Origin of the sequence: Thioalkalivibrio sp. ALgr3, from assembly GCF_000377325.1 — a bacterium.
Lineage (GTDB): Bacteria > Pseudomonadota > Gammaproteobacteria > Ectothiorhodospirales > Ectothiorhodospiraceae > Thioalkalivibrio.
The window spans coordinates 1-16,687 of record NZ_KB897977.1; the positions used below are offsets into that span (position 1 = coordinate 1).

13 protein-coding genes and 1 pseudogene are annotated in these 16,687 nt (G+C 59.6%); 4 read left to right on the forward strand and 10 right to left on the reverse strand.

All coding sequences use genetic code 11. The annotated features are described in order from the left end of the window. A pseudogene (locus tag C998_RS14760) lies at window positions 1-433 on the forward strand (hypothetical protein); the annotation flags it as partial. A 1,571-nt stretch (window positions 434-2,004) separates the two neighbouring features. Here C998_RS14760 and C998_RS14765 read toward each other — a convergent pair. From C998_RS14765 to C998_RS0102640, 5 genes are all read right to left on the reverse strand, one after another. Continuing rightward, window positions 2,005-6,003 carry a hypothetical protein gene (locus C998_RS14765; RefSeq protein WP_156001245.1) on the reverse strand — a complete coding sequence of 1,333 codons (3,999 nt, stop codon included), beginning with the start codon at window positions 6,001-6,003 and terminating at the stop codon, window positions 2,005-2,007. A gap of 126 nt (window positions 6,004-6,129) precedes the next feature. Further along, window positions 6,130-6,678, reverse strand: coding sequence for a hypothetical protein (locus C998_RS14770; protein ID WP_156001248.1), 549 nt, complete (start codon window positions 6,676-6,678; stop codon window positions 6,130-6,132). 27 nt (window positions 6,679-6,705) lie between these two features. Then, complete coding sequence (locus C998_RS0102635; RefSeq protein ID WP_018869299.1) at window positions 6,706-6,975, reverse strand: hypothetical protein; 270 nt, start codon at window positions 6,973-6,975, stop codon at window positions 6,706-6,708. Further along, on the reverse strand, window positions 6,972-7,262 hold the full coding sequence (locus C998_RS14775; protein ID WP_156001251.1) for a hypothetical protein: 291 nt from the start codon (window positions 7,260-7,262) through the stop codon (window positions 6,972-6,974). The genes C998_RS0102635 and C998_RS14775 overlap by 4 nt, the downstream gene beginning before the upstream one ends. A 268-nt stretch (window positions 7,263-7,530) precedes the next feature. Further along, window positions 7,531-8,304, reverse strand: coding sequence for a hypothetical protein (locus tag C998_RS0102640; protein ID WP_018869300.1), 774 nt, complete (start codon window positions 8,302-8,304; stop codon window positions 7,531-7,533). Window positions 8,305-9,606: 1,302 nt separating this feature from the next. On the opposite strand from C998_RS0102640, the gene C998_RS14780 reads away from it, so the two are divergent. After that, the gene (locus C998_RS14780) at window positions 9,607-9,846 is read left to right on the forward strand and encodes a hypothetical protein (protein ID WP_156001254.1); all 240 of its coding nucleotides are present in this window, start codon (window positions 9,607-9,609) and stop codon (window positions 9,844-9,846) included. A gap of 321 nt (window positions 9,847-10,167) precedes the next feature. Here the strand turns inward: C998_RS14780 and C998_RS0102650 are convergent, their stop codons facing one another. Continuing rightward, a complete protein-coding gene (locus tag C998_RS0102650; protein WP_018869302.1) occupies window positions 10,168-10,794 on the reverse strand; it encodes a recombinase family protein in 627 nt (208 codons plus the stop codon). Between the two features lie 653 nt (window positions 10,795-11,447). Here C998_RS0102650 and C998_RS0102655 point away from each other — a divergent pair. Continuing rightward, complete coding sequence (locus C998_RS0102655; protein ID WP_018869303.1) at window positions 11,448-11,864, forward strand: hypothetical protein; 417 nt, start codon at window positions 11,448-11,450, stop codon at window positions 11,862-11,864. A 6-nt stretch (window positions 11,865-11,870) separates the two neighbouring features. On the opposite strand, the gene C998_RS0102660 is transcribed toward C998_RS0102655, so the two are convergent. Then, a complete protein-coding gene (locus C998_RS0102660) occupies window positions 11,871-13,184 on the reverse strand; it encodes a DUF6538 domain-containing protein (RefSeq protein WP_018869304.1) in 1,314 nt (437 codons plus the stop codon). 258 nt (window positions 13,185-13,442) lie between these two features. On the opposite strand from C998_RS0102660, the gene C998_RS0102665 reads away from it, so the two are divergent. Beyond that, window positions 13,443-14,036: a CBS domain-containing protein gene (locus tag C998_RS0102665; protein ID WP_018869305.1), complete on the forward strand. Its 594-nt coding sequence runs from the start codon at window positions 13,443-13,445 to the stop codon at window positions 14,034-14,036. A gap of 26 nt (window positions 14,037-14,062) precedes the next feature. Here the strand turns inward: C998_RS0102665 and C998_RS0102670 are convergent, their stop codons facing one another. From C998_RS0102670 to C998_RS0102680, 3 genes are read right to left on the reverse strand one after another with little or no spacing between them, the layout of a single operon-like run. Further along, window positions 14,063-15,145 carry a succinylglutamate desuccinylase/aspartoacylase family protein gene (locus tag C998_RS0102670; RefSeq protein ID WP_018869306.1) on the reverse strand — a complete coding sequence of 361 codons (1,083 nt, stop codon included), beginning with the start codon at window positions 15,143-15,145 and terminating at the stop codon, window positions 14,063-14,065. Next, window positions 15,146-16,051 carry a 30S ribosomal protein S6--L-glutamate ligase gene (gene rimK, locus C998_RS0102675; protein WP_018869307.1) on the reverse strand — a complete coding sequence of 302 codons (906 nt, stop codon included), beginning with the start codon at window positions 16,049-16,051 and terminating at the stop codon, window positions 15,146-15,148. It abuts the gene before it with no gap. Beyond that, a complete protein-coding gene (locus C998_RS0102680) occupies window positions 16,048-16,548 on the reverse strand; it encodes a RimK/LysX family protein (protein ID WP_018869308.1) in 501 nt (166 codons plus the stop codon). The genes rimK and C998_RS0102680 overlap by 4 nt, the downstream gene beginning before the upstream one ends. Between the last annotated feature and the right edge of the window lie 139 nt (window positions 16,549-16,687).

Sequence of the window (16,687 nt, forward strand, 5' to 3'; positions counted from 1 at the left end):
GGTGATGCGGGTGATGCGCGAGCACGAGCTGCTCGCTCCGTATCGGGCCCGCCGCAACCTCGGCCCCGACGTGCACGACGGCACCATCGTTCCGGAGGCGCCCAACCGGATGTGGGCGACCGACGCCACCACGACTTTCCTGCCGGAGTGCGGGCAGGTGACGGTCTTTGCCGTCGTGGACCACTACAACGCCGAGGGCCTGGGGATCCACGTGGCTCGACCCGGGACCCGCTTCGAGGCGCTGGAGCCGCTGCGCCAGGCGGTGCGAAGGGTCTTCGCCGGCTTCCACGAGGACATCGCCGCCGGCGGTGGCCTTGCGCCACGATCATGGCAGCCAATATCTGAGCGAGGCCTTCCTGCAGGAGCTCGGCTTCCTTTACCTCGATTGCTCGCCGGCGTTCGTCTACGCCCAGGAGGGCTACGGCGTGATTGAGCGGTTCTTGCGCACCATCAAGAAATAGCTGATCTGGTGCCATGGGCCCGCACCGTAGTGGACTTCAATGAGGCCCTGCAGCGCTGGCGGGTGCGGTACAACCAGGGCTGTCTGCTGGAGTGCCTTGGGTTCCGGTGGTCGGCGTTGGTCCGTGCTGACTACCTTGAGGCCATGCCGAGAGCGGCGCGACCATGCTTACGCGGTGTCCAAGGATTGGTGTGCGGTACATGGGCAGCCGATTAGTAATCTCAAACAGTCAGGCTCACTGTGTGAGCCACCGTGATTGTTTCAGACTATTGTTGGGGCCCATGTGTGGCCCCTTTGCGCGGTCTAAGGGCAAGCTTGTCCGCGTTATGTCGACTTCGTGCTTCGCGTAACTGCCAGGCAGTGGGCTGGCACGATTCGATTGTATATGTCGTGTATATATCGCGCCTGTACCCGGGTGAGCCCCCATTTGAATTGGCGTAGACAGCGGCGAGTACGTGGGGGTATATATGGGGGTACACCCGATTTATGGATGCTAATCAACGCTTTCGAATCAATCATATATATTGAAGGTGTGGCGCCTGCCGGGGACGCCATTTCCTCTGAAATGATGTAAATACCTGAAAATAAAACCTTTTCTGGATGGCTTCGTATTGCATCCGGTACAGGTTTCCGGTACAGGGTGCCGGTACACGGCGGCCCTGCTACGGGGCTCTTCCCGTGTTGGTCGGATGCCATCCCCGCTGCTCCCGAAGAGCTGGCAACGTGCTCTCTCTCTCTCTCTCTCTCTCTCTCTCTCTCTCGTAACCGCTCACGGGTCTTCAATGGGTAGACCACCGTTGGCAGTGGTCTCAAATCCGCCAATTAGACCTAGTTGCGCTGGGCTCCAGACTTCACCCCCGACTCATGCGGGTTCAGCTTCCCCTTAATCCGGGTTTTCGTAACCCTGGGCCTCACTTTTGACAGCGCTTCGGTTTGGCTCCAGTTCCTCGCCCTATCTGGATCCCGATGGCCTTTGCGTTGGTCGTGGTGGGTGTGTTGGCCTTGATAATGAAGCGTAAAGGCTTCAACGTTTACCGACTGCTACAGGAGACATCCATGGAAATTCTGCAATCGTTAGGCACCATAGCCATCGGGGTAGCGTTATTTTTTCTGATCGTCAAGGCGATCAAGGCGATGAAAGGAAGGGGTAAAGAGTGAAGAATTTGTTAATAGTGGGCTGCATTAGGTTAGACTAATGATGCAATCAGGCATTCTAGCCTGCAAGTTAAAAAGGCTTGTGTCTCTTCAAACAAAGAGTCTTGTGAAGTGAGAGAAGACACAATACATTCACGCTATGAATAACGAACAACGCTCTTGGTCGGGGCGTTGGTCAATGCATTGCGAGCGATGGTTTTTGGGAAAGGCCGGTTGCGTTTAGGGGAGGGGGGTTAGATTGAGAGAAATAAAAATCGGGTGATGGGTGAAGGTGGGGTATAAGGGCGGGTAAAGTAAAGAAAGGTGCGGCAGGATAGGGTGGGGAAAGGTAAAGTTACCGGGGCGGGTGTAAAAAGTGAAGGAGGCCCCAAGGAGGGACCTCCCTGGGGCTACCTGATTTCGTCTATGCCTAGCAGATCCTCAATGGATTGTGGTTCGCCACGGATGGATTCACGGGGCAGGTCGTCCATCAGGACGTTCCCCACGTTGCGGATACCCGTCACGTTGTTCAGAGCCAGTGCGGTCCATAGGTTCTGAAAATCGTTCTGGGAGTATTCATAGTCATCCCGGAATGGTGCAGCAGACAGGCCACGAATGGCCCCGTGCATGGAATCCAGGAAGTCGATGGTGGGGTTGCCCGTGATGAAGTCTGTAGCCAGACCACTGGAACGCCCATAGTTGAAGATGCCGTCATCCAGCATGGGAGTCATCGGCGCAATGGTGTCCACCGCACCCGGCAGCAGGGACGCAAACCCGGCACGCTGGAAGGCACTGAGTCCGATCTCCTGCATGGACAGACGTTCTTCCCGGAAGTCCTCAGCATCCGGGCGACCAAGCGAGTTCAGCGACTGCTGGGCCGCATAGGCACCACCGGCCCACATCATGGAGAACATGAACGTGGTGAAGGTCTGAAAATCCTTCATGTTGATGCCCTGCATGAGCTGCTTCTGGTAAGCGTTCATCATAAACGAGCGGAATTGACCCAGAAGCTGGCCAACGGTCGTGTGCATGAAGGCCGGAAGTTCACCCGGCAGGTTCCGTTGGACCATCCGGGAGCCCCAGCGGTGCATGGCATCCAGAAATGCCTCACGCACTTCGGGTTCCCATTGCTCCAGGTTCAGGACATCAGCATACCGACCGCTCTCCATCTGCTTCTTGCCAGACTTCTCGGCCAGCTCTCGCTGGACCCTGGGGATCATGTCTTCATCCAGTCCCAGAGAACGCACACGGGCGTTGTCCAGTTGCCCTGCCTTGGACAGCTTCAGCATCTTGTGGGCGGCACTGAGTCCGGCCATGCGCTGCATGTAGATGGTGATTCCAGACATGCCAGACAGATCACCGACGCCTCGCTTCAGAACCTCCACAAAGTTGGATGCCTTGTTGAGTGCTCGGACGCCCGAGTCGCCTTCCATGCCGTGGGGCTCCATACGGTAGCCCGGTTGGATGACCATACGTTCGGCACCAAAGACCAGCTCGAACTCTTCCATCTCCCTCAGGATGGGTTCTTCCAGTTCACCGTTACGGCCCCGCTGGACAATATCCCGGAACTTCGGGACGTTTCTCAGCAGAGTCGTCACGCCTACCTGAGACATCACAGGACCCCATTCGGCAATCTGGGCGAAGCCCACCTGCCCCATGAGGCGCGTAAAGTTCCAGTCACGGACGAACCTCAGGACCTGATGGAAGGCGCTGTTCACATTGTCTTCCGGTGGCCGACCCGTAATCAGGTTGTAGGCCATCGTCAGGTCGTTCAGCTCCTTCGGGGTAGCACCCTCGGACGCTGCAACGTTCTTCAGCCGGTCGAACTCAGCATCAGTGCGGATACCCCGCTGGGCTACCTCTTCCGGGTCCAGGTGCGGCCTGAGCCGCTGGGCAACCGCGATGTGGCCGGTGATGTTCCTCAAGTAGCTGATATGCAGGCGTTCAGCATTGTTCTCGGTCAAATCCGAGAAGTGCAGCCTGCGCCCACTCGGGAGATCAATGGCCGTGTCTTCGTCCATGGTAATCCGTTGGCGAGCAAAGGAAATCTGACCGGCATCATCGGCACCGGCCTGACGGTCTGCTGCCTGTAGATGACGGACCACGTTTTGAATCTCGGATTCGTCCAGATTGGACTCCCTCAGGATTCGGCGGGTCGCATCTACGTCCCGGCCAAAGAAGGCCCGGTTGAACGTCGCTTGGAGACCGTGGCCCTTGGCGTTGAACCTTCGGAACACGGCCTTGGACATGGACTCAGCAACGTTCCTCGGCGTGTTTGGATCACCACGGATGATGGCCTCGGTCAACAGGTCACGGATACCCGCGCCCCCTACCTCGGGATCATTCGTCAGAGCATGGAACTTGTTGGGTTCCCACTGACGGTGGATGTACCGCATGTTCTCCTGGACTTCCTCGAAGCCAGCCAGTCCAGCCTGACGGGCACGCTCCAAGATGGCCTTGTTGCCGTCCTGAATGGCCTGCGCAGCACGCATCACGTTCTCGTCTTCGTCTCCACCAGTCCGAATGGCCTGGGTGACACGCTCGAAGAACTGCGTGCGGGCAGGTCCGGGGAAATTCCGGTTCCAGAAGTTATGGCCTTGTTCGCGAGCAAAGTTCTTCCATGCAGGCAGGGCGTTCTTCAGGAAGTTCACGGCTCCAGCGGTAAACAGACGATCTTGAGTCTCAGCCGCTGAGTGCATCCGCACCTGCTGGTCTGCTTGGCCCACAATCCGGCGTCCACTGTCTCCCGCAAGCGGGTCAGACAGCAGTGTCCGGGCCAGGAAGTTCATGGTGGCACTGTCGGACGCCATAAGACGGCCAGCCATGTCGATGCGGGCCTTCTGGTAAGGCACACGGGCACGGTGGGACACCGCTTCCGGGACCGCATCTTCATCAATGGGCGAGTCGATGGGGTCCATTCGGACACCCTCAACCTGAGCCGCACCTGCGTCACCACCAGTCCCCGTCTCCGGGGCTCGGGCCTGTTGCGCCGGGGTGGCGTCGAACACAGACGGACGCTGCTCTTGTGCGCGGCCCGTAAGGACCTCTTCACCTGCGCCGATGCCCATGCGGCTACGGGCAGGAGCATCAAGCTCTGCCTGTTGGTCCTGGATCAAACGCTGGAGATGGTCAGCCCTTTCTTCCAACTCGCGGGTCCGCTGAGGGAGTTCCTGAGCTTCATGGGCTTGGTCTCGGGCTGCCTGTTGGACGCGCTGCTGGGCACGCTCACGGATCTTGGAGCCTTCCTTGCGTCCGATACGTCCGTGACGTTGTGGAGTCAACGCTTGGATTACAGCTTCATCCAGATCGTCCTCACGGGAGCTATGTTGGCGATGCGTAGCTGCGGCCTCCAGGTCCCCTCGGTCCCTCAAAGGCTGCGGCGTGGTATCCACTCCCTCTTCACGCAGCACACGTTCTTGGGGAGTCTCTGTCTCCAGACGCTCACGGGCTACTCGGGTGCCTTCCAGTTCCTGTTGGACTTCCCTCAGGGCCTGTTGGTTGGCCTTCAGGTTGTCCACCGCACGGTCAACCTCAGTACGATCCAGACGGGTTGCCACTTGAACGGCATCCTTCATCTGCTCTTCGTTCCACTGCTGGGCAGCTCGGGTGAACCGTTCCGGATCATTCGCCAGTCCAGTGACCTGGCCGGGAAGCTCGGTCTCGGTCCCCGGACTACCGACCGGACGTGCAATGGCACCGAACGGAGCACCAATGGCCGCGCCCATCAAGGCAGCGAAGACCACATCATCAGCACCTTTGGTCTCCCGTTGGGTGTTGATGTAGGACTGGATGGCACCCTCAGTACCGGCGGCAGCCCCAGCGGCCCGCAGGGTGCGCGTCAGGCGAGTTGCCTTGGCAGAAAAGATCCAGGGCGCTGCCGTGCCCTCGGTTAGCGCCACTGCTGCTAGCGCCGACTCATCGAGAACCCCGGCCAGCAACCGTGCGCTGGTGCCCGTCCACCCTGCCTGGGCAATCTGCTCTTCCACCTCGCGTTCCTCCATGTAACGCTTTCGGATGTTGTCGGCTTCCTCTCGGGACTCCGCATCCTCGAAGATGTGGTGGTCGTCAGCGGGAATGTCCTTGGTCAGATCACTCCAGACATCTTCCGTGAACTCGAATGCCGGATCGGACTCCGGGGTGTCGGCTTTCATGTGGTCCGCAATGGCGGGAGCAACTGCGTCCAGCTCACGCCCAGCGGCGAAAGCCTCAGTGAAGCTCATGGCTTCGTCTTCGATCTGTGACTCAAGCCGCTTGCGCTGGATTCGACTGAGACGCTGGGGACGTTCAGCACGCCCAATAGGCTGGTCATGTTGACCAGAGGATGGCCGGGAGGGCTGTTGCCCTCTTTCGACCGGTACTTCAATCGGTTGACGGCCCTTTTCATTGCCTTCGTCATTCACTCCACTCATTCCACTTTTCCTTCTCGTTTGCTCTGGCGTATATTGCCAATCTTGTTTGCTTGCGTTATCACGTTCGAGTTCAGTTCACAACACCATGCCAAGCATCAATTTCGGCATGGACCTGTTAGTAGGTGGTTAGCCGAAAGCAATCACAGATGACGGGTTAATCCTGAGTGCTTGCCTGCGAGCTTCTTTGTCCGACAATGACCCGTCTGCGCCCTCCTGGGCGGGCACCTCACGCCAGGCCGCTTGTACCGCCTGACCAATCCGTTCCTCGTCCCAATCCAGTCGGTCAAAGATTGCCGTCATCTCCCTTACCGCCTCGGTCTCTTCAGTAAGACCAATTGCATTATTGTTTCCCTTGATCCACGAACAGAGTGGTTCCATACGCTCTACATCGGGAAGATAGCTGTTCTTTTTACTCGCCTTCTTTTTCTTGGGAACATCCCCCCACGAGCACGGCGCACCCTCCCCGATTTTGTGAGGCAGGAAGCGTGCTGCTTTCCGGAATGCGCTGATGTAGGTGAACGACACTCCGGTTTTCTTTGCCGCATCCATGAGCGTCAAGCCATCTAGCTTACCCTCCCAGAATGCTTCCCAGGCCGCTTCTGTCTTAGCGCTTGGCACCCGGTTACGCTGACTGGGGTGTTTCCACTCAGGCGGACGTTTTTGATGTTCTGTCATCTCTTCAGCCCCATGTGTCCAAACGGCTCAATCTTCCGATTCCCTGGAGCAGCGTTCGCGTTCCTTCTGGCAGTCGATAGCCATTTTCAGAACCTCCTTGTCATCCACTGCATTGAGGATGTGGAGGCTCTTCGTCTGACGGCGGATTGCCGTCCGGGCAAGCTCCAAGAAGCTGTACTTCTTTCCGGACGCTCTTTCGACCAGCCCTTGCATTCTCCGGAGCTGCCGGTGGGTAGGTCGGTCATAGTCGCCGACTTTACAGATCTGCTTGTCGTTGGTCTTCTGTGCTTCGCTCATTTTGCTACTTCCTTATTTCCCTTCTTGCTAGAGTGAGCCCAAGCCCGTTTGCTCAGTGCTTCAAGCGCCGTATGGTTGTTCATCTCCATGGCACTTTCGATGGTTCGTGCCAGGTTCTCAATAGCGACTCGAAGGACGATTGAGCGGGAGAAGTTGTAGCCGCTCATACCGTTGAGACTCACTTGGACATCGTTTAGCGTCTCTTTGGTGCGGGGGTCAAAGGAGAAACTTTGGCTCAGTCGTTTGCGGGACTGAGATACTTGTAGGTGTGGCGATTGGTTGGTCATATTTATTTCCTTGAGTGTAAATAGACAAAATTACAGGGCAGCGCGCGGGCAACCCGTTTTACACGCAGCTCCGCCATTGAGCGGCCTTTGAACGGGGTTCTCGGTTAGGCCACCGGGGTGCTGGCTGCGTCAGTCCAACTGCCTATGGGTAAAAGGTGCGTGCGTGCTGAGGAAGGAGGAGGGGCGCAAATCGGCTGTGCAACTAGCCTTATTGCCAAGCGCCTGGGGCTCATGCCCCAAGGCCCTTGTGCTGCGACGCACCGTCTATTTAGTCCGCGTCGGGTTCCGGGAGGTCTTCCAGATACTCTGGAATCTCGGCGTAGTTCTGGAAGTCTCCGCGCTTCGGAGACAGGCGGGTAAAGGTCTGGTCACGATTTCGGGGACCGTTGCCACCTTCGATACCAATCCTCTCGCCTACAAGCTGGGCGACTTCCTTCATCTTATTGGAGACCAGCATCCCCGCGCGGGGGCTCTTCGTCAGCGGAATCAGGGCACGAAAGCTGTCATGCACACGGTCGAATGACGCTTCCAGTTTCTTAACATCCTTCTCCAGCTTCTCCAAGGAGTTCCCCACTTCATCCGTGGCCTGATCGATCTGTTCCCTGAGCTTGGCCTGGGCGCGTTCTAGCTTGTCACTGTATTCTTCCGCGAGCTTGTCCTGCTCGACATGGGCTGCCCGTTCCAGTGCATCAATCACGGAATCGTGATGGGCAATCTCATCCCGGAGGGTCTCGACTTCCTCTAGGCTCCCTTCTCCCCGCGCCATCTGATGTGAGGCGTTGTTCAGATGCTCTTCCTTCTCGGCCCGCTGCTCTTGGTGGTGCTTGAGGTCAGCCCGAATACGCTCCAGCTCCTCACTGGTATGAGACTGCTCGTTCTTCCGGGCCTGGGCTTTTGCCCGGTTGCGATGCATCTGACGCTTGGCCTCGGGAGTCTTACTGTCTTCGTCCTTTACCCATTCCTCTGCGTCAATCGCGAGGCTGTCCATATTGACGCTGAAGGGCAGTCCGTCTGCTGTGTTCGTGCGGTAGCTTTCACTCATTGATGCGGTCCTTCTTTCGGCTATTGGTTCGTTGCTTGTGCGGAGGTGGTGCCGCACTTGGGCGGAATGGTCGCTGAGAGCTCCTGAGAGGCCACTCACGCCGTGGTTGGGGGTGTTTATGGCCTTCCCCTAGCGGGTAAGGAAGATGTGCCTCTCCGTGGACTCTCAGTGGCTCGGACGCTCATTGGTCCTTGCTCTCGGTTGACCTTGAGTGCTAATTGGAGAAAAAAAGCCCACCGGGGCCCCGGTGGGCAAACCAAGAAGTAGGTATGGAGTCTTCCAAGCTCCAAATGCCTGCTCTGTGTCCTATCGCAGCAGGACACACCACAAACACGGATCTTTCTCCGTCCGTAGCCGGAGCATTAGCGGGACTCTAGAGGATGCGGTGTTTCTGGTCTGTCCTGGTGATACGTGGCGGGGCCTTGGTATGTGGCCTTCACCTGATATTGTGGGAGCAAGCTAGGCTATCTGGGAGATAGGAGGTCTTTCTGGGAGGCGTGTCCGCTAGCCGTGGCGGGGCATTGATGGGATTGCCTCTGAGATTGGACTTCAGTAGGTCGTGCGTCGGTTCTAGTAGACTGAAGATGTCATCTAGGCTGCTTGACGTGGACTACGGCCTGCCTTCGCGTCCCCTGTAGGCCATGTATAAGACCAAGATACAGGGATAGGTTGGTTGTGCTGTATGGGATAGGACTTAGATAAGGCATTGGGGTGTCCCTATGTAGGTCTTAGGGCAGCCCTGAGGTGAGACTTAGTGGGTCAAATGGGGGAGAAACTGTCGTTTCACCCTTGATTGTGGAAGCAAGTTATCCATAAGGGATGCTCTTGGCCTCTGTGTCTGAGGGGGGGCTAGAGAGAGGATATTTATTTGTCCTGAATGGGATAGGACTTAGAGGAGGGCTGTAGATCCCCTGAGGCAATCCCAAGGGCCATCCTTAGGTCTTCCTAATGGTTATCTTTAGGGAGAGACTTTCTTCTAGCTTCCCCCTGAAATTGTGGGTTCAAGTTTTCCACAAGTTGTCCACAGGGTGGTGGCTTTCCAATCATGTGCGTGTCTTTGTCAGTGCTAGTGCTGGAGGCGGCGAACCATTGCAATTAGTGGGTGTTTCCTGCTAGCGCCGCGTCTGGACCTCCAGGTCCAGCGAACCATTGCAACGCTCTTTCCGCCGAGGCTCGCATCCGTTCCTTTTCGGGAAGGGTTATGCAGTTAGCGTTGTTGGTGGGAACCAGGGAAGCGTTTCATGTGGTGTAGCGGTGTTCTTTGGTGTATGTCAAAGGCTGGCATTGGGCGCAGTTTGACATATGCCAAACGAGATCAGCGTTTTATGGTTGACTCGTGAAGTTTGTTCTGATGTGCTGACGACGAATTTCAACGCAACGGGAGTAAGATCAATGACTATTGAACTCATGGGGCTGACCTTTGAAGTGAAGCACAATCACCTTTACACCGCTATCGGTGACCATGAACTATTGGTCTTGATGGAGTCTTGGCGCTCCTGGTATGTCGCTGCTGGGAACCGCGAGTGGTTTCCCGCTTTGTGACGTGTAGACAGACTCCCGGTGGATAGTTGTGGAGCCAAGTGCGGGGACTGAGAGTCCACTGAGGGGCGCGCATGGGCTAGGCGCTAGGGTAGGCGGGCATACGGGATAAGCGGGCGCTGTGCGGCTTCTCCGGGGCGTTCTGTGTGGTATTGCAGCATGAGGCAGGGGATGCGGCAGGGTGTATGCTCAGCGGAGGCGGAGGAACTGAGAGTCCACTGAGGGCGGCGAAGGGCGCTGCCGGTAGGGTTCACCTCTCGATGAAAATCCGCTGTGTGCCACTCTCAGTGGCCTTAGAGCCGAATCATTGGCGACGCGGGGGCGTCATCGCGCCCCTTGTCGGTGTTCCTTTACAGCTCTGCTGATGGTAGACCGGGATGCCCCGGTTTCTTCTGCTACCTCAGACCAGGACAGTCCCCGCTCCAGTAGCCTGATGATCCTTTCATGGCGCTTTGTGTCCTTGGGCCGTCCCCGGTACTTGCCTTTCGCCTTGGCGCTTTCAATCCCCTGCGCCTGACGGCGTCGGCGGTCTTGGTAGTCTTTTCGGGCCAGTGCGGCAAGCATATCTAACATCATGTCGTTCATGGCCCGGAGCATCCGCTCTGTTACTTCGTCCCCTTGGTTGTCTGCCATGCTCCATGAGGTCGGCAGATCCAGCGCCACCACCTTCACGCCCCTGCTGCGGATCTCTGCCTTCAGGCGCTCCCAATCGTCCGCGTTTAGGCGACTGAGACGGTCCACCTGCTCGACCAGGAGAATATCCCCCTCGCCGCAATCTTCCAGGAGACGGAACAACTCGGGCCGTTTCAGGCTGGCCCCCGATTCATTCTCGACGTAGTAGGCGGCGATGCGCTGGCCCCGTTCGCTGGCGAACTGCCGAAGGGATTCCTTGGCGCGGCTGGCGTCTTGATCGTCTGTGCTGGCCCGAAGGTATGCCCGGATGAACGACATAGTTGCTCCTGTTCCCGTGAGGGTGGTTTGATTTGGATGGTTTGACAATAGCGGTTCGGTAAGGGTGGTGTCAAAACCATGGTTCGGGATTTCACGGCAGAACTTGGGTGGTTCGGTCTGGGCGTACCCAAATGAAACCATGGGTCGCGGTGGTCCGAGCAGCGCGCGTCTGGAGGGAGTAACGGCGGCAGGCAGGTTGATAGACGGGGCAGATTCTTGGCGGTGGTGGTCGGGATTCAGACTCAAGCCAGGCAATGATGGGACGGGCCGATAGGTGCGCAGGGCCTGCCACGGTTTGACGCGAACGCATACAGAAGGGACAGGCCGGAGCGGTCATTCGTTTGCGCCTAAGGCCGGTCCATGTGGTTCCCGTGAAGGCCACCCCCTGCATGATGGTGGCGGTCCCGGCAGCAGGGATTCCCTGGAATGTACCGGCAGCGGGCGTCTCGCTTCACGTTCGTGACAAGCCTGGTTTCCTGTGCTTGTCTGGGAGGGTAGCTAAGAGGGGCCCCCACGGGGGAAACTCGCCGCCGCCAGTGTAATCAACACCCGCTCAAAAATTTGCGGCGTATAGAAAACGGGGTTGCGCCACACACAGACAACTGAGTCCATTGGGGAGTCCATTGGGCTGGTTCTGTTCTGGAGGGAGCAATATGGGGATATTTCGCGGGATCAAGTCAACGTATAGGAAAATTCAGGCTGCGGCCTTGATTGAGAACTTGCTGAGAGAGGAGAAGGAGAACGGGAACTTCGAGGGAGATCCACAGAGCACGGCTACTGGGTTGGTTAGGGATTGCTGGGATATCTTGGGGGAACTTTTAAGTGGGAAGATGACAGGTGGTCGCCCCCACAAGGTGGTGATTGCCGCTCAGTCTTTGGCGAAAGCCATAGAAGACACAGATGCCAGCGATCCGAACTATACGGCTTATGGCATGGCGCTGAGTCGTCTCTTGCAAGCAGCGGAGGACCATCAAGTTCAGTTGGGCTTAACGGCGGGAGACTTCGGGGTTTTTGATGAAGCATTCCGGACGCTCAAGAACCAGCAGGATGAATTGTCGGAACTCTTGTGAATGTGTTCAGCCGTGCAGGGGGAACCCTTGGCATTCCTCCGGCAGCTCCAGCGCCTGGGCCACCTCCACGAACTCGAACCGATCCGGGGTATAGTACACATCCAGCCCCATGACATTGGTGCGACGGCCCAGGAATTTCTCCACTTGGGGGATTCTGAGGGCACTTTGGGTTGCTCTGGTTTGAACCCAATGGCGCAGACCATGAGCAGGGGCAAGAGCCTTGTCTTCACTAACATGCTGGCGGGCATGTCTCGCTAGCCTTTTGCTGACTGCGGCGGAAGCACTGCCATTTCGGTTCTTTGGCTGGCACTCCGGGAAAAACCATGCATGGCCGTCTTCTATCCGTTGCTCCAGTCGATTCTTGAGTAGACCGAATGTTGTGTGGTCGGTCACCGGGATTTTGCGAGTAGCGTTCTCTGTCTTTCCTTCCTGGATGTTGAGCCAGATAACGCCGTTTCGCTCGGAATCGGGGGCCACATCATCCGTTCCGAGTGAGCAGGCGTCATCAAGCCTCATGCCAGTGACTGCCATGAGCCGAACGATCAGAGGGTCAGCCGGATGCTTTTGGGCGGTGGCATCTACGGCCACCAGTAGAGCCCGAACCTCGGGTTCGTTGTAGGGGCGTCGCTTGGTCGGCTGTTTGGTGGAGCCGTTGGAGTTGTTCTTGGGGATGGTCTGATTCGTCCAGGGGGAAGGCCCTTCGGTGTAGCCGTTACCGTCCAGCCATCTCCAGAACTGGCGAAACGTGCTCATCATCCGTTTGACCGTTTCTCGGCTGCGGTCCCCACCCGCGAGGTCTTGGCGGATGAAAGCGGCGGCGGCTTTCCTGTCTATGTCCTCAATGCAGGGGTGCTTCTGAGAAAGGAGCGTCAATCCTTGGCGGTGCATGGTCTCGGATTTGGCGGGGTAATCAGATTCGGACAGCCATTGAAGGGCCAGGGGCCAGATTTCCGTTTTATTGCCGCTGGCCCGGTCGTAGAAGTCTTTGGCAGCCTTGTATCCGCTGCGATATTCAATCTCCTCGGCTCTATCAACGAGCAAGTGACTGATGGGGTTATTGCCATCTGCATCGGTCTCTGACTGAGCCAATGCGTAACGCCAGCCGATGGCTTCGGGGTCTCCGCCGAGCTGCCCGCGAGCCTCGTCAATCTGCGCCTGCCAGCGGTCCAGGAGAGGCCATTTCCGGCGCTCGGCTTCTTTGAGGCTGTCGGTCTTCAGGCTTTGGACGAACTCATACCGGCCCAGTAGCTCCCGCACGTCGCCGGGGACTTCCAGACGGGCATACCAGGTCTGATAGCGTCGTTTCAGGTTCTTCGGCATTGGAGCCTCCGGAATGCTCCGGACGTGTCGTCCGGTACAGAGTTCCGGTACAGGGTGGCTGATTAAATGCCTGGAAGGCAAGGAGAAAGAGGGTCTTAGACTATCCCTTGTCCCCTCCTGCCGGGGACGCCATATTTATACCGCTCTCGATTTTCCGTCCCCGCGCGACGCGGAACGGCGTATTCCTGACTACACTCAAAGGACATGACCTCCACGTGACGAACGTGAGGGCCGTGCAACCACGTCAAGGAGCGGTTCATGAACAACAGCTTTGCCCCCATCCAGACTCGTCCGCTGTCCGCGGATACCGCCGTGCTGCGTTGCGACGGTGTCCTGGCGCCGCGGGTGACACCGGATTCACCGGCGGATCGCGCCATGACCGATCTGCGCAAGGTGCCGGCGGTGACGACCATGGCGGACATGCGGGCCGACGAGGCGCTGCAGCGGATGATCCATGCCGGGGTCCGTCTGTTGCTGGTGGTCGATGCGCAGGACTCGGTGAAGGGTGTGGTGACGGCCCGCGACATCATGGGCGAGGGCCCGGTGCGGGCGGCCCAGGAAGAGGGGATCCCCCGCGAGGCGGTGGAAGTGAAGCACGTAATGAGCAGGGTCAGCGAGCTGGAAGCGATGGATCTGGACAAGGTCGAGCATTCGCGAGTGGGCGACGTGGTCCGGACCCTGAAGAAATCGGGTCGTCAGCATGCCCTGGTGGTGCTGCGCCGGGATGATGGCAGCGAGGCCGTGTGCGGGCTGTTCTCGGCCACCCAGATCGGGCGCCAGCTGGGGGTGGATGTGTCCCCCGAAGGGCCGGCCCAGTCGTTCGCCGAGCTGGAGCGGTCGCTGGCGTCCTGAGCCGTCGGGGCAGGGGCGGAGGCCTCTCAGGGGCCTTCGCCGCGCCCGTTGCCGCCGTCTGCGTAGGGGTAGCCCGGCGCCTCGAGGTCCTCCTGAAAGGTTTCGAGGCGTTCCACGGCGATGTCGGTGCGGTGGAACTGGGCGATGTGGAAGACCGCGTCGCCTTCGTTCACCAGGGGCAGGCGCAACTGGCCGATCACGATCCCCGATACCGGGGCACGGATTTCGGTCTCGCGTTCGCCGAACGGGTCGGAGACGATCGCCAGAAGGGTCTGGTCGCGGGTTACGCGGTCCCCTTCGCGCACGAAGATCCGCAGGATGCCGCTTTCCGGTGCGCGTACCCAGCTGGCGGAACGCGCCATCACTGGCTCCTTGCGCCGCCGCTGGCGGGGCGGCGCCGGCAGCATGCCCAGATAGCGCATGACCTCGATGATCCCGTGAACCCCGCCGCGGATGGAGAGCTCGTCGAAGCGCAGGGCCTCGCCGGCCTCGTACAGCAGGATGGGGACCTGCCGCTCCGCGGCGGCCTCGCGCAGGGAGCCGTCGCGCAGGGCCGAGTTGAGGATCACCGGTGCGCCGAAGGCCTGCGCCATCTCGCGGGTCTCGCGGTGGTCCAGGTTGGCGCGGATCTGCGGCAGGTTGGAGCGGTGGATCGCGCCGGTGTGCAGGTCGATGCCGTGGGTGCTGTTGTGCACGATCTCGCGCATGAACAGGCGTGCGACCCGGGCCCCCAGCGAGCCCTTGCGGGATCCGGGGAAGACGCGGTTGAGATCGCGCCGGTCGGGCAGGTAGCGGCTCTGGTTGATGAAGCCGTGCATGTTGACCACCGGCACCGCCAGCAACGTGCCCTTCATCCGCCGCAGGGCCGGCACCTTGAGCAGGCGCCGGATGATCTCGACGCCGTTGATCTCGTCGCCGTGGATGGCGGCGCTGACGAACAGCACGGGCCCCTTCTGCCGGCCGCAGACCACCTGCACCGGCATGTGCGCCGGGGTATGGGTGTACAGGCTGCCGACTTCCAGTTCGACCGTGCGCCGTTCGCCCGGCTGCACGGTGGTGTCGCCCAGCGTGACCGGGCGGTTGCGGCGGGCCCGCGGCAGTCCGGCCATTCAGCCGCGACCCTTGGTCTTGGTGCGGTTGGGCTTGGCGTTCTTCTGGATGAAATCGATGATCATCCCGGCGACGTCCTTGCCCGAGGCGGCCTCGATGCCCTCCAGTCCGGGCGAGGAATTGACCTCCATGACCACCGCGCCGTGATTGGACCGCAGCAGGTCCACGCCGCAGACGTTCAGGCCCATCACCTTGGCCGCGCGCACCGCGGTGGCGCGTTCCTCCGGGGTGATGCGGCAAAGCGCGGCGCTGCCGCCGCGATGCAGGTTGGAGCGGAACTCGCCTTCCTTCGCCTGGCGCTTCATCGACGCGACGACCTTGTCGCCGATCACGAAGCAGCGGACATCCGCCCCTTTCGCCTCCTTGATGTATTCCTGCACCAGGATGTGCTGCTTGAGCCCCATGAATGCCTGGATCACGCTTTCGGCCGCCTGCTTGGTCTCGGCCAGCACCACGCCCAGCCCCTGGGTGCCCTCCAGCAGCTTGATCACGCAGGGGGTGCCGCCGACCGTGTCCAGCAGGTCCTCGATGTCGTCCGGCGAGTGGGCGAAGCCGGTGACCGGAAGCCCGATACCGCGGCGCGACAGCAGCTGCAGGCTGCGCAGCTTGTCGCGCGAGCGCGAGATCCCCACCGATTCGTTCAGCGGGTAGACGTTCATCATCTCGAACTGGCGCAGGACCGCCGTGCCATAAAAGGTGATCGAGGCCCCGATACGCGGGATGACCGCGTTGAATTCATCGAGGATATCGCCCTTGTAGTGGATCTGCGGGTTGTGCGCGGTGATGTTCATGTAGCAGCGCAGCGGGTCCACCACCCGCACTTCGTGCTCGCGCTCCTGGGCGGCCTCGACCAGGCGGCGGGTGGAGTAGAGCTTGGCGTTGCGCGACAGGATGCCGATCTTCATGGGGTTTCCCGGGGGCTGGTTGCGGGTTCGTCGTCGTGGTCCTGCTGCAGGCTGTCGGGCTGCTCCGGGGGTTTCCCCAGGGCGAAGGATGCGCCGGGGTCGACCAGAAACCGGCCCCGCATCGCCTCGCGCCCGAGCAGCATGCGAAACAGCATGGTATCGCGAGCGGTCAGGGAAAGATCCACCGGCAGCAGCGATTCACCGATGCGTACGGGCGTACGGATGAAGTAGCGGTCGCTCTGGTGGCCGCCGGAGTCGGTGACCGGGCGTACATCCAGCACCGGGGCTTCGCACCAGGTCTCGGTCGTGCTGTCGTGCTGGCGCGGGTGCATGCCGAAACGGACCCATTCGTGCCCGTCGCGCTGGAAGGTTTCAATCGCGAACGCGTGCAGCGCCGAGCTGCGCGCGCCGGTATCGACCTTGCACTTGATCCAGTCGAGCCCCAGTTCCGGCAGCCCCACCCACTCGCGCCAGCCCAGTAGCGGACGGGTCTTCATCCGCCCCTCGCGGGCCCGATTTCCGGGTACAGCCGATTGCAGTACATCAACGTCTCCTGATGAAGTCCATGTGAGCTGTGGGGATCGGTTTGCGGCCCGGCCGTCAGGTGCCTAAATTGCGCGGCTTCGGAACGGGGGA